This is a genomic window from Methyloversatilis discipulorum, from assembly GCF_018780585.1.
Lineage (GTDB): Bacteria > Pseudomonadota > Gammaproteobacteria > Burkholderiales > Rhodocyclaceae > Methyloversatilis > Methyloversatilis discipulorum_B.
Window position 1 is genome coordinate 1 of sequence record NZ_JADMJL010000075.1, and the last position, 15,274, is coordinate 15,274.

Annotated in this window: 8 protein-coding genes and 3 pseudogenes; 9 read left to right on the top strand and 2 right to left on the bottom strand. The window is 51.7% G+C overall.

What is annotated here, in order from left to right; all coding sequences use genetic code 11:
* Positions 1 to 333: 333 nt before the first annotated feature.
* Genes IV112_RS21180 through IV112_RS21190 form a run of 3 tightly spaced genes read left to right on the top strand, consistent with a single transcriptional unit; the run spans position 334 to position 5,800 of the window.
* The gene (locus IV112_RS21180) at positions 334 to 2,388 is read left to right on the top strand and encodes a PQQ-dependent dehydrogenase, methanol/ethanol family (RefSeq protein ID WP_304007096.1); all 2,055 of its coding nucleotides are present in this window, start codon (positions 334 to 336) and stop codon (positions 2,386 to 2,388) included.
* Positions 2,389 to 2,438: 50 nt separating this feature from the next.
* Positions 2,439 to 4,841: an efflux RND transporter permease subunit gene (locus IV112_RS21185; RefSeq protein WP_304007098.1), complete on the top strand. Its 2,403-nt coding sequence runs from the start codon at positions 2,439 to 2,441 to the stop codon at positions 4,839 to 4,841.
* A 32-nt stretch (positions 4,842 to 4,873) separates the two neighbouring features.
* On the top strand, positions 4,874 to 5,800 hold the full coding sequence (locus IV112_RS21190; protein ID WP_304007100.1) for a WD40/YVTN/BNR-like repeat-containing protein: 927 nt from the start codon (positions 4,874 to 4,876) through the stop codon (positions 5,798 to 5,800).
* A gap of 254 nt (positions 5,801 to 6,054) precedes the next feature.
* On the opposite strand, the pseudogene IV112_RS21195 reads toward IV112_RS21190, so the two are convergent.
* Positions 6,055 to 7,223, bottom strand: a pseudogene (locus IV112_RS21195) (IS3 family transposase).
* 464 nt (positions 7,224 to 7,687) lie between these two features.
* On the opposite strand from IV112_RS21195, the pseudogene IV112_RS21200 reads away from it, so the two are divergent.
* From IV112_RS21200 to IV112_RS21225, 6 genes and pseudogenes are all read left to right on the top strand, one after another.
* Positions 7,688 to 8,085 (top strand): annotated as a pseudogene (locus tag IV112_RS21200) (ATP-binding protein).
* Positions 8,086 to 8,273: 188 nt separating this feature from the next.
* Positions 8,274 to 8,723 (top strand): hypothetical protein, encoded by a 450-nt coding sequence (locus IV112_RS21205; RefSeq protein WP_296808235.1) that lies wholly within the window; start codon positions 8,274 to 8,276, stop codon positions 8,721 to 8,723.
* A gap of 34 nt (positions 8,724 to 8,757) precedes the next feature.
* Complete coding sequence (locus tag IV112_RS21210) at positions 8,758 to 10,137, top strand: DUF1329 domain-containing protein (RefSeq protein ID WP_304007102.1); 1,380 nt, start codon at positions 8,758 to 8,760, stop codon at positions 10,135 to 10,137.
* 10 nt (positions 10,138 to 10,147) lie between these two features.
* The gene (locus IV112_RS21215; protein ID WP_296808243.1) at positions 10,148 to 11,809 is read left to right on the top strand and encodes a DUF1302 domain-containing protein; all 1,662 of its coding nucleotides are present in this window, start codon (positions 10,148 to 10,150) and stop codon (positions 11,807 to 11,809) included.
* A gap of 38 nt (positions 11,810 to 11,847) precedes the next feature.
* Complete coding sequence (locus IV112_RS21220) at positions 11,848 to 12,264, top strand: cupin domain-containing protein (RefSeq protein ID WP_304007104.1); 417 nt, start codon at positions 11,848 to 11,850, stop codon at positions 12,262 to 12,264.
* A gap of 54 nt (positions 12,265 to 12,318) precedes the next feature.
* Positions 12,319 to 13,317, top strand: a complete 999-nt coding sequence (locus tag IV112_RS21225; RefSeq protein WP_304007105.1) for a helix-turn-helix domain-containing protein — start codon at positions 12,319 to 12,321, stop codon at positions 13,315 to 13,317.
* A 758-nt stretch (positions 13,318 to 14,075) separates the two neighbouring features.
* Here the strand turns inward: IV112_RS21225 and IV112_RS21230 are convergent.
* A pseudogene (locus IV112_RS21230) lies at positions 14,076 to 15,161 on the bottom strand (IS3 family transposase).
* Between the last annotated feature and the right edge of the window lie 113 nt (positions 15,162 to 15,274).

Genomic DNA, 15,274 nt, shown 5'->3' on the forward strand with positions numbered 1-15,274 from the left:
ACCGGGGCGGTTCAGAACTGTGGAGACCTCTGAAAGTTATGCCGGTTATGGATACGAGGTGGCATTGAGTAGTGATAAAAAACTGGGCCCGGTTCGAAATGCAAACCAGTAGGAGCCCAAAAATAGCTGGGCAAGCATCAAGAACCTCGTTGTGAAGCACGGGTAAGCATCGCGGTAGTCGCTTTCATAATAGCCCGTTTTAAAGAGCGCTTCAGATGTCGAGCGATTAAGGCCGTCTGGCAACGTGGTTATTAAGACACAACTAAACTAAAGTTGGTTAGGGTGATAAGCGGAAAGAACAATGTGGTTAAGTATTTACAAGGGGACTCCGGATTGAAAAAGGTAAATCGACTTCGCTGCGTCTTTATTGGCCTTGTGGGAATCAGTTGCTCAAGTGCTTGGGGTGAGGAGTGGGGTAAGCACGGGGGGGGGCATGCTGAGAAAAGATATAGCATACTAAGTGCCATAAACGAGAAAAACGTAACAAATCTCGGGGTGGATTGGTTCTTTGATCTTCCGGGAGCGCAAGATGGGCTTGCCGCCACTCCGATAGTTAGCGACGGAGTTATATACATAACGACGTCGTTCTCGAATGTCTATGCTGTGGATAGCAAGACTGGGCGTCAGATTTGGCATTTTAATCCGGGTGTAAAGGCAAAGCACGGCTTCTCAAATTCATGGGCCGCTCGCGTTAATAGGGGGGTGGCTGTTGAAGGTAACAAGGTAATTGTTGCAACAGCGGACTGTCGACTAATTGCCGTTGAAAAAGACACCGGAAAGGCGATGTGGGATGTGCTGACTTGCGATCCATCGCTGGAGTATTCGATAACGGGGGCTCCACGCGTGGCCAACGGTAAGGTTTTTATTGGAAACGGAATTTCAGACTATGGGGCACGAGGGTATCTGTCCTCGTATGATCTTGAAACAGGAAAGATGGTTTGGAGATTCTGGACGGTCCCTGGTGATCCCAAAAGAGGTCACGAGAACGAAACGATGAAAATGGCGAGCAAGACCTGGGCGGATGGGTATGCTAAAAATGGAGGCGGGAGCCCGTGGGATGCCATCGTTTATGACGAGAAATACAATCAAGTGATATTTGGCACCGATAGCGGCATTCCGTATGACCCCGATGTAAGAAGCCCCGGTGGGGGCGATAATCTCTTTCTAAATTCTATCGTTGCGGTTGATGCAAATACCGGCAGATACAAGTGGCATTACCAGACGGTTCCTAACGACGCTTGGGACTTTAATTCGGCAAATCACATAATTCAGGCAGAGCTGAATATTGACGGCAAGCAAAAAGATGTGCTGATGCAGGCCCCGAAAAATGGTTTCTTTTATGTAATTGATAGAAGTAACGGCCGGTTGCTAAAAGCCGATCCATACGTGAATGCGACATGGGCCTCTCGCATAGATCTCAAGTCCGGCCGGCCGATCGAAAACCCGGCGGCGAGATATCACAAGACTAAAGAGGGGCGGTCTCGAGTCACACCGTCGTTGTTGGGGGGGCACAATTGGCATCCGATGTCGTATAGCGACAAAACTGGGCTGGTCTATATTCCCGCACATGAGTTCTCAACAACCTACAGGTTGAATCCCGATGCGCAACTAGGTGGGGCGTTGTTTGACTGGTACGGGAATGACCTTAACGCAGAGCGAGATGATCTCTCGAAAAGCGCTACTCAAATTGGACGTTTGATAGCCTGGGATCCTCGTCGCGGAAAAGCAGCTTGGACTGTTGATCATGAGCTCCCCATGAACGGAGGTGTTTTGTCAACAGCGGGGAACTTGGTATTCCAGGGTACCGCAACCGGTAAACTCAATGCGCTCTCCGCCGACAAGGGTCAGTTGCTGTGGTCTTTTGATTTGGGATCGGCTGTTCAGGCTCCCCCAGTCACATACATGAGAGACGGTGTTCAGTATGTTCTGATACCGGCCGGCTCAGGAGGAATCGGAAGGTTTATGGTACCGCTCTATGGCACCGGCAAATCCGCGGTGGGGCCGGATCGGCTGATCGCATTCAGTCTTAATGGTCGGAAAGAGCTACCGAAGGACGTGGAGAGCGACGAGATTGTTCCTCGTCCTCCGTTTGAAACTGAGGACAAGAAGCTAGTTGAAAAGGGCCGGGAGTTGTTCGAAGAGAATGCCTGCGGCCTTTGTCATGGTTCGGTCGCGGTCGGAAGGCGTCCGGTTGGCTCGTCCGTTCGAGATCTTCGTTATATGGATGCTGAAACTCACAAAAATTTCTACAAGATTGTTCTTGATGGGTTGTACAAAGCATTGGGAATGATGCCGCATAAAGATATTCTAAGTCTCGATCAGGCACGGGCGATTCACTACTTCATTGTTGATTCTCAGTGGAAGTTGTATAACGAAAAAAATAAGTGATTTGCGTAATTTATCTTATGTGGCTTTGTGACAACGGTGACGAGGACTAAATGGCGATTAAAGCGGGTGCAGGGAGCGCTGATGAGGGTGGGCTTGTTCGAGTAATTAAACGGGTCGAAGCATTTGCATTTGGGCGATCTGTGCCGATTCTCTTGGTTTTTCTTCTCGTGACTGTTGTTACGGCCTGGTTTGCCATCCAGCTAAAGATGGATGCTGGATTCGAGAAGCAAATGCCTATCGGGCATGAGTATATCGCTACATACAAGAAGTACGAGTCAGACGTTCTCGGCGCTAATCGCTTGAATATTGTGGTGAAGGCGCGCGAGGGCGAGATATGGACAATCGACGGTCTTTCACACCTTTATCGAGTTACGCAGGCGGTGATGAATCTGCCCAACGTGTCGCGTCTGGGAGTTCAGTCGCTTTGGACGCCTAATACGTTTGTTAATGAGATTACAGAAGAGGGGTTTAGGGCGGAGCCAATCATTCCTGGCACGGTGACCATAGAGAATCTCACGGCAGAGAAAGTCCGTGAAATTCAGGCGACCGCCAGTGCCGGTGGATTTATTGGTACGTTGGTGGCGAGAGATCAAACCAGTGCAATGATCGTTGCGGAGATTAATGAATATGACAAAGATGGCAATAAGATTGATTATGTTGAGTACAATGGCTATCTTGAGAATGAGATAAGAAAGCGGTTTGAAGACAAGAGCTTTGAAATTCAAATAATTGGTTTCGCAAAGCAGGTCGGGGAAATTGCAGAGGGGGCAAAGTCTGTCGTTATTTTTTGTGCGATGGCTTTGCTTCTAACTGCACTCGCCGTGTATTGGTATTGTCACTCTTTGAAGCTTACCATTCTACCTATTGTCTGTTCGTTGACTTCTCTGGTTTGGCAGTTTGGTGCGCTTAAGATCTTGGGGTACGGGTTAGATCCATTGGCAGTGCTGATTCCTTTCCTTGTCTTTGCGATCGGTGTTTCCCATGGTGTGCAGCAAATAAATTTTATCGTACGTGAGGTGGCGGCTGGTAAGTCGGCGAATGATGCGGCAAAATCTAGTTTTTCCGGACTTCTTGTGCCTGGTGCGCTCGCTCTAATTGTGGCCTTTGTTACATTTTTAACGTTGGTTCTTATTCCGATACCTATGGTAAAGGAACTGGCTGTCGCGGCATGCATCGGTGTTGTTTTCAAGATTGCAACAAATTTGTTCATGTTGCCCATTTTGGCGGCAAGATTGGAATTGTCTGAAGCATACGCTGTGGAAGCCCTTGGAAAGCGGAATAAGCGGGCAAATTGGTTGAAGCTCCTAGCGAAGGTTGCAGATATACGAGTTGCTTTTATCACGTTGACCATAACCGCCGCGATATTCGCTACGGCGGTTATAAATAGTGCTGATCGCGTTGTCGGAAGCGTTGAGCCAGGGGCGCCGGAGCTGCGGTCGGACGCTCGCTTCAATAAGGATGCAATAGCGATCTCGACCTCTTATGACAATGGGCTGGATTGGATTTCGGTAATCTTCGAGTCGCCTTCTGAAGTGTCTTGCGAGAGGCCCGATATCGGAAGGTTTCAGGATCAGTTTGTTGATTTTATTAAAGGTGCGCCTGGGGTTTTGTCGGTGTCGTCACTCTCGGAGTTGGTAAGGTCTTATAACGAGGGGTACAACGAAGGCAATCCTAAGATGAATGCGATTCCGCTTGATTCTGCAAATTATGCCACGTTGGCTGCGGAGATTGGAAGGTTGCGAGGGTACGTAAGAAAAGATTGTAGTATGTCTGCTGTACATGTGTTTCTTAAGGACCATAAGGCGGTGACTATAAACGGTGTTGTTGATCGGGTGAAGGAGTTTTCGGCGAATAATAGACTTGATGGTGTGTCGATTATGCTGGCCTCTGGCAACGCCGGTGTCCTTGCTGCTATTAATGAAGAGATTGAGCGCAGTGAAACCCCGATGTTGCTCTATGTGTATCTGTGCATTGCTACACTTGTTTTGATTGTTTATCGAGATTTCCGTGCGGTGCTGGCCTGTTGTCTGCCGCTTACGGTTGGCACGTTTATTGGTTACTGGTTTATGAAGGAGTGGGACATAGGGTTAACTGTTGCGACGCTTCCCGTAATGGTTTTGGCTGTTGGCATTGGCGTTGACTATGCGTTTTATATCTATAATCGGTTGCAGCTGCATCTAGCGAATGGCGAGCCGATTGCGAAAGCTATCGAGAAATCGATGCTCGAAGTTGGGATGGCGACGGTTTTTACCGCGCTGACACTTGCTCTCGGCGTGGCGACTTGGTCGTTTTCTGACCTGAAATTCCAGGCCGACATGGGAATACTCCTTTCTTTCATGTTTTTCGTTAATTTGGTGATGTCCATGACTGCGCTCCCTGCGCTGGCAGTCGTTCTTGAAAGATTGTTTCCTAGGAAGCGTAAGCCGTTTGCGCCCGGATTTTTTGACCATTAATTTGATTATTCGGCTACGGGTTCTTGTGTAAAATGAAAAACTTTGTGTTCTTGTTGGTCGTCGTTTTTTTTGGATCGCCCTTAGCGAAGGGGCTTGAGAGTGGGGCAGACCAGCGGTTGCGAACGACGTTTTTACAGTCGGCATTCCAATCAGGCTCGAGGGTTGTTGTTGTGGGTGATAGGGGTCTTGTTGGAGTGTCAAGAGACTTTGGGACGTCATTTACGGCTTCGGTTGCGCTGGATGATCAGCTTATGTTGAACTCTGTTCAATTTATTGACGAGAATACTGGTTGGGCTGTGGGGCATGGCAGTTCGATTGTAAAGACAGATGATGGCGGTCGCACGTGGAAGGTTCAACATCAGGACCTCACGCAAGATCGCCCGCTTTTCGGGGTATATTTCCTGAACTCAAAGATTGGGGTTGCTGTTGGGCTATGGTCGTTGATCTTGAGAACTGAGGATGGTGGGGCCACTTGGAATTCATTGTCCCCTGTGGTTTTTGGTGGCAGCGAGCAATTTGATCTCAATATCTACGCGGTTTTTGGTGATGGGAAGCATATCTATGCTGCCGGTGAGAGGGGGTTCGTCGCTCGTTCCGATGATGGGGGGCTTACCTGGGAGCCGATGCATGTTGATTACTCCGGTACGTTTTGGACGGGCGGTGTGAATAATAATGGAGATGTTTTCGTTGCAGGTTTAAGGGGAAGTGCATACGTGCATAGCGCCGACCATGCCGAATGGGTTAGGCTTGAGACCCAAACGAAGGCGTCTATCACGGATGTTAAGTTCCATAACGGCGATGCATTTTTTTCGGCTTTGGATGGCGTCTCTTTACGGATTCCGTCGGGGGGGCGGGGCTGCGAGATCCAGACGCGGCCTAGCCGCGTGCCGCTCACGGGTGTTTTTATCGGGGGCGATGGGCAGCCACTGTATCTTTCTAAGAAAGGTTTTGTTCAGTAGATATGACGATACAGTGGCGTCACTCTGCCGATGAGAATTACTCAGTCTTTGAAGGGTAGTTTTGGGGCGGATGCTGTCCCGACGCGTCCTCCTATACTGTTCGGCCTTATTGGCTTGCGGCCGACTATTCCCCGACCCGGTCACATTGCAAGCGGGGTTGCCCCCATTCGGTGGACGGTTTGTGGCTTGGGAATCAAGCCATGTGATCGTACGCAATAGCAGGGTTATCCACACGCGGTCGCAGCCGGCCGCATCTAGGCCGGCTGCGGCCCCGTGGGTAACCCTGGTTTGTCGTGAGGCTGTTCAACTCCGCGGTGTTTCTCCTCGTAGTTCATGGGCGAAAGGTTGCCCGGCGCCGAATGTCGCCGGCGTGAGTTGTACCAGTCTTTGATCCAAGTGAAGACTGCCAGACGCGCTTCGGTCTTGGTCCGTAAGGTTCTGCGGTCGATCTTTTCGCACTCCGGACAGGCAAAGAATCTCCCGGCCATCGTCTTGTCGTAGGCGTCGCCAACCGTGTCCATCGGGGGGGGGGCACGCCCATTTCCCAGCACCGCTTACCGAAGGCCAGCGTCACGTACTGGCTTCTCTGATCGCCGTGATGGATGAGGTTCTTGGGTTCCCTGCTGCCCAGTGCCATATCAAGCGCACTGAACACGGGTTCGGCATGCATGTGCTCGCCGATCGACCAACCCACCACGCGTCCGCTCCATACGTCGACGACGGTCTTCAGGTAGATGAGCCCCTGCCAAGTCGGTATGCAGGTCATGCCGGCTAACGACGGTTGGTTCGGCCCATCTGCCACGAACTGCCGATTGACCATATCGGGCGCCGGGCTGTGATCCGGATCCAGCCGTGTGGTGAACGTAAGGCGGCGCCTGCGGCTCACCCGCGCAAACACGCTGCGCGCATGAGCCGGGCAGTGCGCTTGTGGCTTACCCGCTCACCCTGTTCGAGCAGTTTGGCGCGAATGCGAGGCTGTCCGTAGGTGGCATCCGATGCGCTGTGAATCGCGCGGATGCGTTCGGTCAGCACCGCGTTGGCCATGCTTCGCGCACTCGGCGCCCGCGTGCTCGAGGCGTAAAAGCCACTGGCAGAGATACGCAGGACGCGACACATCGTGCGTACCTGAAAGTCGGTGTGGTTCGCCACCACGAGTTCGAAGAGTTCAGAGAACCCACATCGCTCCCTCTGGCGAACCAGGCCGTAGCCGTTGCCAAGATGTCTAGCGCCATCCTGAGCTGGCGATCTTCTCGCAGCCGACTCGACTCCTCACGTTCTGCGTTGCTTCCCCGTCATCGCCGGGCAGAGGTCTGCAAGCGTCTCTCGCGGCCCTGGCGACCCAGTTAATGAACCTCTGGCTGGTCGGACCGAACTCGCGCGGCAGTTCGACACGACACCGACCGGCCTGCGCAAGTTCGATGATCTGTCGGCGAAACTCCGCAGGTTATGGCGCTCTTGTCTTCGACATCTCGGGCTCCTTCTCCCTTAAGAGGCGGGGGAACAGAGAAAGGGCAAATTTAGTATGCGAGTAGCGCTGGTCGAACACCGCACTCATGTTGGCGACACCGCCGTATACGAAAGCGCGCAGCGGGTGGTTCTTCTGCGCGCGTCCTTCCAGCCTCGCGGGAAGTAACATCAACACTTGGGGTTTCTCACGAGCGTACAAGGGCGTGTCAGGCGACACCGTAAATTGCCCCCCTAGCGACACGAGGAATTGACCCCCTCGTTCGCAAGGAGGCCATCGTCGGAAACGAAGCAGATCGAGGTGAATCCTGTACGCGGTGTAGTTTGCGCAGTGCAGGAGATGTTGGAGCCCGAGGCGGTCACGACGATCGTTCGGTTGGGGCAGTCGGGCTGGGGCGCGAAGCGGTGGATCGCGGCTATACGGTGCTCTTCACCTCGGCGGCGGCACTGATGGCCGGGCTCACGAAGGCGCACGCCGACGGGCGGCTTGAGGAGAAGCTGCTGCAGCTCTCGAAGCCCAAGCTGCTGATCATCGATGAGCCCGGTACCTGCCCCTCAAGCCAGCGGCGGCGCACCTGTTCTTCCAACTGGTGTCGCGACGTTACGAGCGGGCCAGCATGCTGATCACCAGCAACCGGCCGGTTGGCGAGTGGGGGCAGGTGTTCGGCGACGCCGTCGCCGCCACCGACATCCTCGATCGGCTGCTGCATCACAGCCAGGTCATCACGATCCGGGGCGACAGTTACCGGCTGCGCGACAAGCGCCGCAGCGGCCTTCTGCAGAAGGCCGCTGCCCCCATCCCGATCACGTCGGAGAGTTGATTAACCCAGGGGGGGGCAATTCCAGATGTCGTCAGGGGGGGGGCAAATCTTCGTGTCCCTTGACAGGGCGCTCGGGACGATTCGAAGCGACAGGCGCCTTGGCGGAAAAGTGGATGCCGATTTTGGATACTTGGCGACTGCAAGATGGGCTAGGCTGAGACAACTTTTTTTACGTGGAGTAAACCAACGTGTCTCTTCGCTTGGTGTTGATTGGTTTTTTAGTCTTTTTTATAGCACTGTCATCAAAGGCGTCCGTTGATGATTTTGATTTAAAAACTGCAAAGGTTTATGGGGAAGTAGAAAGGTTGATCGAAAAAGGCGATTCTGTCGGTATTTTTAATATTCTCTATCGCGAGGATTCGGTTGTCGCCGGAGAGGGTTTGCCGGCGGTTGCGCGTAACAAGTCGGAAGTGCTCAAGATAATTGATTCGGTTTTGGCTGAAGTCCGTTCATGCAGAATCCATCAGGATTCCGCAAAGGGGGTTTCAAGTCATTATTCGTATACATTTGTAACGTACAAATGCCTCCCAAAAAACGAAGGTGATGTGCTTAGTTTTCGCGCGCTCTACGTCTGGGAGGAGCGAAATGGCGAATTGAAAGTGGTCGCGGAGTTGTTTGGCGTTGGTCGGATGAACTAGTTTTGCTCTTGATTTAGAGGGGTGGAGGATGAAAATGAAAAAGCTCAGTGCTCTGGTTGCTGTAATGGCCCTTTCAAGTGTCGCACATTCCGAACAACCCGCCAAGGCAGGTGTCTCTGCAAGTGACTTGACGCCAATGGGGGCGGTAAAGGCGGGGAATGCGTCTGGCGAGATACCTGTTTGGGAGGGGGCGGCAAAGGCTTTTGTTCCGGGCTGGCAATACGGAAAGTTTAGGGGTGACTATTGGAAGTATAAAGACGATAAAAAAATTACAACAATAGATGCGTCCAATTACGAAAAATACGCTGACAAACTCTCTCCTGGTCAGTTGGAGCTCTTTAAGCAGATAAAGGGCTACAGCATGGAAATCTATCCGTCTCGACGTACATGCGACGCGCCCAGTATCGTTAAAGAGAACACCGAAAAGAACGCCTCGTTCGCAAAGATGAGTTCAGAGGGGTGGTATTTGGCAGAGGCGTATCTGCCAGGTGTTCCCTTCCCGGCTCCGAAGACCGGTGCGGAGGTCATGACCAACGGAAAGTACCGATATCAGGGCGTGGGTGTTGAGTTTCCGAAAACTTTCACGACTGTTTCACCGAGAAAAGGTACGTCTGAGTTCATTAAGGTAGATGCCTATATGGTGAGTTACACGCCATGGGGTGTTAAAAGTGCGAACCAGTTGAGCAAGCTCCCGCCAATAGAATTTTACGCAAACTTCGGATACAACGCGCCTCCAGCATTGGCCGGCATGGCTCTCAACATGACTACCCGTGTGAACCAGCCCGGTAGTGAGGTGTTCTATTATTTTCCGGGGCAGAGACGTGTTCGTAGAATGCCCTCGTATTCATATGATTCGCCGCAAATCGGTTTTGAGAATCAATACACAATGGATGAGCCGACGATGTTCTGGGGGGCGATGGATCGGTTTGAGTGGAAGCTGGTTGGGAAAAAGGAATTGTTTATTCCATACAATTCCTTTGGCGCATATGACTTCAATGCGAAGTTTGAAGATGTTGCAAAGAAGGATTATATGAATCCGTCTCATCGGCGGTATGAGCTTCAGAGGGTGTGGGTCGTAGAGGCTACTGTGAAGTCAGGAATGCGGCACGCGGCACCAAAGCGTACGTATTACCTCGACGAAGACTCGTGGAATTACGTGATGGCGGAGGATTATGATAGTCAAGGAAAGATGTGGAAAGTACGCGAGAGCTACGTAATCCCAGTGGCCGAGCTTGAGGGGGCGTGCCACTCTCCAGTGCTCATGCAGTACAATCTCGCCGATGGGCGATATGTTCTTGACATGCATGCAATCGGAACTGGGGTTGATATCAAGTGGCATTCTGATGATAAAGATCACCGTCTGAAGCCCAATTTCTATACGTCCGAAAGCCTGCGCTCCAGAAGCGAACGATAAGGGAGGAAATATGAAAATCGATTGCATTGCAAGATCAACAATCGCAGCGCTTCTGTCCTCTATGAGTGTGGCGGGTCATGCGTTCACTTTCGAATCTGGTAGCGTGAAAGGAAGTTTTGATTCGACGGTAACTCTTGGCGTTGGCATCCGAGCCGAGAATCAGTCGTGCTCACTGGTCATCAAGGATTCAAGCGGAACGGGAAACCCGCAGCCGACGGGACGTGGCGCACCTTCAGGATGCACTGAATACTTCTCTGGACTGAACGACCAGGGCAATTTGAACTATAACAAGAACGAACCATTTACAACTTACCTGAAGGGTACGCACGAGCTTCTTCTGAGATTTCCGGATGAAATTAAGTTCATGGCTCGAGCAAGTTGGTTGCGTGATTTTTCCGCTACGCACACTACCGGCTACACGTCAGCTGTTTCCCCGTCAGGGGTTACTTCTTTGACCGATAAGTCGGATAACGAGCTTTCATTCAAGGCAAGGTTGTTGGATTTCTGGGTTAGTAAGGATTTCAATATTGGTGAGGAGCGGGCGCGAGTCCGCGTTGGAAACCAGGTGATCAGCTGGGGCGAGTCGCTCTTCATTCCTGGAGGCATAAATCAGATAAATTCCATGGACTACATGCGCCTGTCGCAACCTGGGACGCAGCTGAAGGAGGTGTTTCTTCCTGCTCCAATGGTTAGTTTTGCGACCGGTCTCGGCAAAGGTTTTAGTCTCGAGGCATATTATCAGTCAGGTTGGCAAGAGAACTACTTCCCTCCTGTAGGTAGCTACTGGAATAGCTGGGCGACGTTCGGGCCCGGATCAAAAGACTACGGCTACCCGTCGACAAATCCGCGAAATAGCGGCCAGTATGGCGCGTCTATTCGCTGGCAGCCTGCTGATACGCAGTTCAATCTTGGGTTCTATGCGATCGCATACCATGACAAGACCCCAAATTTTTCCTACAACGTGAATGGCGTTGGGGGGCTCGGGATGGTCTATCAAGAAGATCTTCGTTTGTATGGGGTGAGCGCGAATTTTCCGATTGGCGACTGGGCTATCGGCGCGGAGTTGTCTTACAGACCCAAGGATCTCGTTTCACTTAATCCAAACACAGGGTGTTTAGGGAACGGCGGAAACTGTTTTGTTGAAGAGGGGAAATATCAAGCGCACCTTACGGGTATGCTAAGCCTTACGCCAAGTGATTACCCGGCAATATTGAATTTCTTGGGCGCAAGTACGGCTACGCTTATGGTTGAAGCTGTGGCGGTCAGATATCCGGGATTGAAGAAGTTTTACAACGGTGATCCGATCGGGGCGGGCGCCTACGGCTGGGGGAATCAGAATGATATAGGTGCGGCGCCTCAAGCCGTGGGTGACAAAACTTCTTGGGCATATAACTTCGATTTTAGTTGGGTTTACGATGGCACCTTGATTGAAGGTTGGCAAGTAATACCTGAGATCTACTACTACGAGGCTGTAAGCGGAAGGACGCCCAATATTTCCGCTCAGTTCATGGACGGGGCAAGATCCGCTAACTTTATCGTGACGTTTGTGAAGAATCCCGCTTCGTGGCAGGCTGGCGTAAATTATGCGAAGTTCTGGAAGGGCAAGGCGGTCTTCGATCAGCCCTATGCTGACCGTGATTTTTTGGGTGCTTACGTTTCTCGAAATTTTTAAATGAAGAACGGTTAAGCTTGTTTGTGTTTTAGGAGAGAATGCATTGTTCGGTAATCGCGCTTTGTTCTTGCGCGATTACTGGTTTTTTAAAGGGGGTGCCTATTATGATCGTCTTTGATAATGCCGAAACCGTGGAATTGCAGCGCTGGCCGAAACTCGCGGATCTTCCTTTTGTCAGGGTTTTGGATGGTACGCCGGATCACAGCGGAACTCATTTATTCGGAGAATTTAATGGAGCACTTCAGGCCGGGGTTTGGGAGTGCACAGAAGGGACTTTTAAGTACACGTACCCGGGTGATGAGATCTGCGTAATTGTTGAAGGAGAGGTGAATATCATCGACATGAGTGGACGCGTTACCGCGCTGAGCGCGGGGAGTGTGTTTTTTACTGTCAAGGGCGAGTCGGTCGTATGGGAGATCAAGAAGAGAGTTCGTAAGATTTTCATGATTTGTTAAGAGTTTCCATAAAAGAATCTTTGATCGAGAGTTGTTCGGTATGAAAGGGGGAGCATGGAATATCCTCATGCTGGGCCACTGATGTTTCATCAAAGATGTTCGACGGTTGAAGAGATTCACGTCGGCTCGTGGGATTTTTCTTATGAGCAAATATCAAAGGGAGCGTTCTCCGCGGATGTGACTGGCCTGCCAGTGGGTGGGTCGTCATTTTTGGTTTTGGAGGTTGGGAGTCAGTCAGTCTATACAAGCGGGACGCTGTCAGACAATAAGTTTGGATTGACGGCTTTTCTTGATTCGAACGGCGGTGGCGTGGTATGTGGCAAGCCGCTTGAGGCCGATGGGGTGGCATTGATTCGTGGGGGCTCTTCGTATGAAATATATACGAATGGTCCGCTGAATATGTTCACCGTGACTTTCGATCTCAACGATTCTCGATTTGATTTTCTCTCAGACTTAATGTTTGATTGCAGGCGTGGGTCAGAAGGCACGAAGGCGTTATGTTCCGCCAGTGGCCTCTACAGCAAGCTGTTTCATTTTTCGGGAATGTACTGCAGAGCCCTTGATGCCGTGGAGAAGTCGGGTGCTCGAAGTTCTCTTTGGATGGCCGACCTAAACGACTTTTTGATTTTTGAGCTGCTTGCAGAACTCGAGTTGGCTCTTGGTGCCTCGCTGAAGGATGGAAGGGTTCGATCTACAGCGTGGATGTTAAAGGACGTGCGGGAGCTTCTTCTTTCGAGTGAATATGAGGATCTGTCGCTCGTTGATATTTGCGATAAACTTAGGATCTCGCCAAGAACGCTTAGAAAGAATGTTTTTCAGAATCTCGGAATGGGGCCGTTGCTCTTCTCACGATATGTTCGCCTGAATGCCGTTAGATGTGATTTCGTACAGTACTGTAAGAGGGGGCTTGATTTTAGAATTTCGGATATTGCAGAGAAGCGCGGATTTTGGCATTTGGCGCGGTTTTCAGGGTATTACAAAAACCTTTTCGGCGAGCTTCCTTCCGACACCGTTAAGGTATTAAGAAGTGGGAGGGTTACGGAGGGCGGATAGTCTGTGGTTTATTTGAACGATGGTGTTGTGGTTGCCTGTTAGGACTCGCTCTCGTGCGGTGGAGGCGCGCGATGTGCTGCCCCCAATAGCGACGCCTTAGCGTGCGCGCACAACTAATTGTTTGATGAGGGTAAGTTAAACTGACGATTTGCGCGATAATTCGCTTTTCGGCGTTGCTTTTCTGCGGGATCGTTGCATTGTATTAAAGTTTTTGTGAAAAACTGGATGGTCTTTGTAGTCGGTTTCCGTGGTTTCGTTTGGAGCGGTTAGGAGAACGCGCTGTGGGAGGCCAGTGGCCCGGTGTTATCTTGGCGCCATTCTTTTTCTGTTGTTGAGAAGGTGTTTCGCGCGCAAGGCTTTAGGCGTAATTCCCTGCGATTTTTAAGTTTGATTGTTTGGGTTGTTGCGTTGGCTGTTTGGTTTTCTTGCTCCCCCTCCCGTTGTAGTGTATCTTGGTAGGATTCAATCTGGAGTTGGCGCGTTCGATTGTGATTTTGACATTTCGACCTCCCTTGCCAATCAACATCTGTATTTTCGACGTGGTTAGTCACTCTCGTGTGTTTCCTCCTCGTTGCACACGATTTGGGCCCAATTTGGGCCCTTTTTTTGTCTTTGCGTGATTTTCGGTTAGTAAATTGGTGAAAAAGCCCCGATAGTTGCTAGGGGGCTGGTTTTTCGGTAGAGATATGCCTTGGCCACTCGCTATTTTTCCAATTCCTCATGTGCGGCTGATCTGCCCAGTTTCTTCGGGCCACGAATTACTTTAGAAAATTGGCTTTGTGGTTGTCGCCTGGCAGGTTCCGAACGAACTGCGCCGGGGTCAGGTAGGCCAGCGCCGAATGTGGTCGCTCTTCGTTGTAATGACGCCGCCACTGCTCAATGACGACGCGCGCCTCCATGCGGTTGCCGAAGTATTCCATGGACAGGCATTCGTCGGAGAACTTGCCATTGAAACTCTCATCGGTGCCTTTATGCCAAGGCGTTCCCGGCTGTGAGCGCCATCTGTAGGCCCTGATCGCTGCAGCCGTGTCGATACGAACTACGGCCCGCTATCGGAGCGCAATGCCTTGGGCGCCCCCCGTTCGCTGACCAGCCTGCTCCACACTTCGATCACGCGCTCAGAGCGGATGCTGCCCGCCACGTCGATCCGCCAGCGCTTCCCGGGTGTGCTCGTGGATCACCGTCAGACATTTGAGTTGCTGTCCATTCGCGCAGGTATCGAACACGAAGTCGTAAGCCCAGATGGGATGTTCGCTGTACCTGACCGCGCTGATTGGCGACTCGACGACGCGGGCGTTTGCGGGGCACTTGCAGGTTCACCTTGTTACACAATCGCCAGACGCGGCCGACACATCAGGTGATGTCCGGCACGAGGAAGAAAGATGCGGATACGCCGGTAACCGTATCGAGAGTATTACGCAGCCAGTTGCCGCCTCTTGCCGAGCAATGGCTGATTGCGCTCGTCCAGATGTGAAACGCAGCCCAAGGCCGAGCGTGAAACACTCAGCAGCACACAGGCCCGGCGCTGGAATACACCGCGCTTGATCGCATGAAGCACCTGGGCCTGACGTGCACAGGTGCTCACCATTTTTTGCGGCGATCTCCTTCATCACGTCGATCTCCAGATCGCGCTCGGCCAGCATCTTCTTCAGTCGCGCGTTCTCGGTCTCCAACTGGCGCAGACGTTTGGCCTCGTCTGCGTTCATCACCCCAAAACGTTCACGCCACGTGTAGATCGTCTGCTCGCTGACCCCGTGCTTCTTCGACACTTCCGCCACCGGTGAGCGATCAGCCTCCCGCAGGATCTTGACCGTCTGTTCTTCTGTGAATCGACTCTTGCGCATGACTTCCTCATCTCTCTCTGGAAGCCATACTCACAAGTTTCAAACGGTCCGAAAAAGTCCGGAGCAGGTCACGGCCAAGAGAACTCCGAGCGTCGATGTCTGAACCGCCCCGG

What these genes read in the sequence shown, in the direction of transcription:
- IV112_RS21185 (WP_304007098.1), top strand. Translation starts at nt 2,439, where the DNA reads ATGGCGATTAAAGCGGGTGCAGGGAGCGCTGATGAGGGTGGGCTTGTT.
- IV112_RS21190 (WP_304007100.1), top strand. Translation starts at nt 4,874, where the DNA reads ATGAAAAACTTTGTGTTCTTGTTGGTCGTCGTTTTTTTTGGATCGCCC.
- IV112_RS21210 (WP_304007102.1), top strand. Translation starts at nt 8,758, where the DNA reads ATGAAAAAGCTCAGTGCTCTGGTTGCTGTAATGGCCCTTTCAAGTGTC.
- IV112_RS21215 (WP_296808243.1), top strand. Translation starts at nt 10,148, where the DNA reads ATGAAAATCGATTGCATTGCAAGATCAACAATCGCAGCGCTTCTGTCC.
- IV112_RS21220 (WP_304007104.1), top strand. Translation starts at nt 11,848, where the DNA reads ATGCATTGTTCGGTAATCGCGCTTTGTTCTTGCGCGATTACTGGTTTT.
- IV112_RS21225 (WP_304007105.1), top strand. Translation starts at nt 12,319, where the DNA reads ATGGAATATCCTCATGCTGGGCCACTGATGTTTCATCAAAGATGTTCG.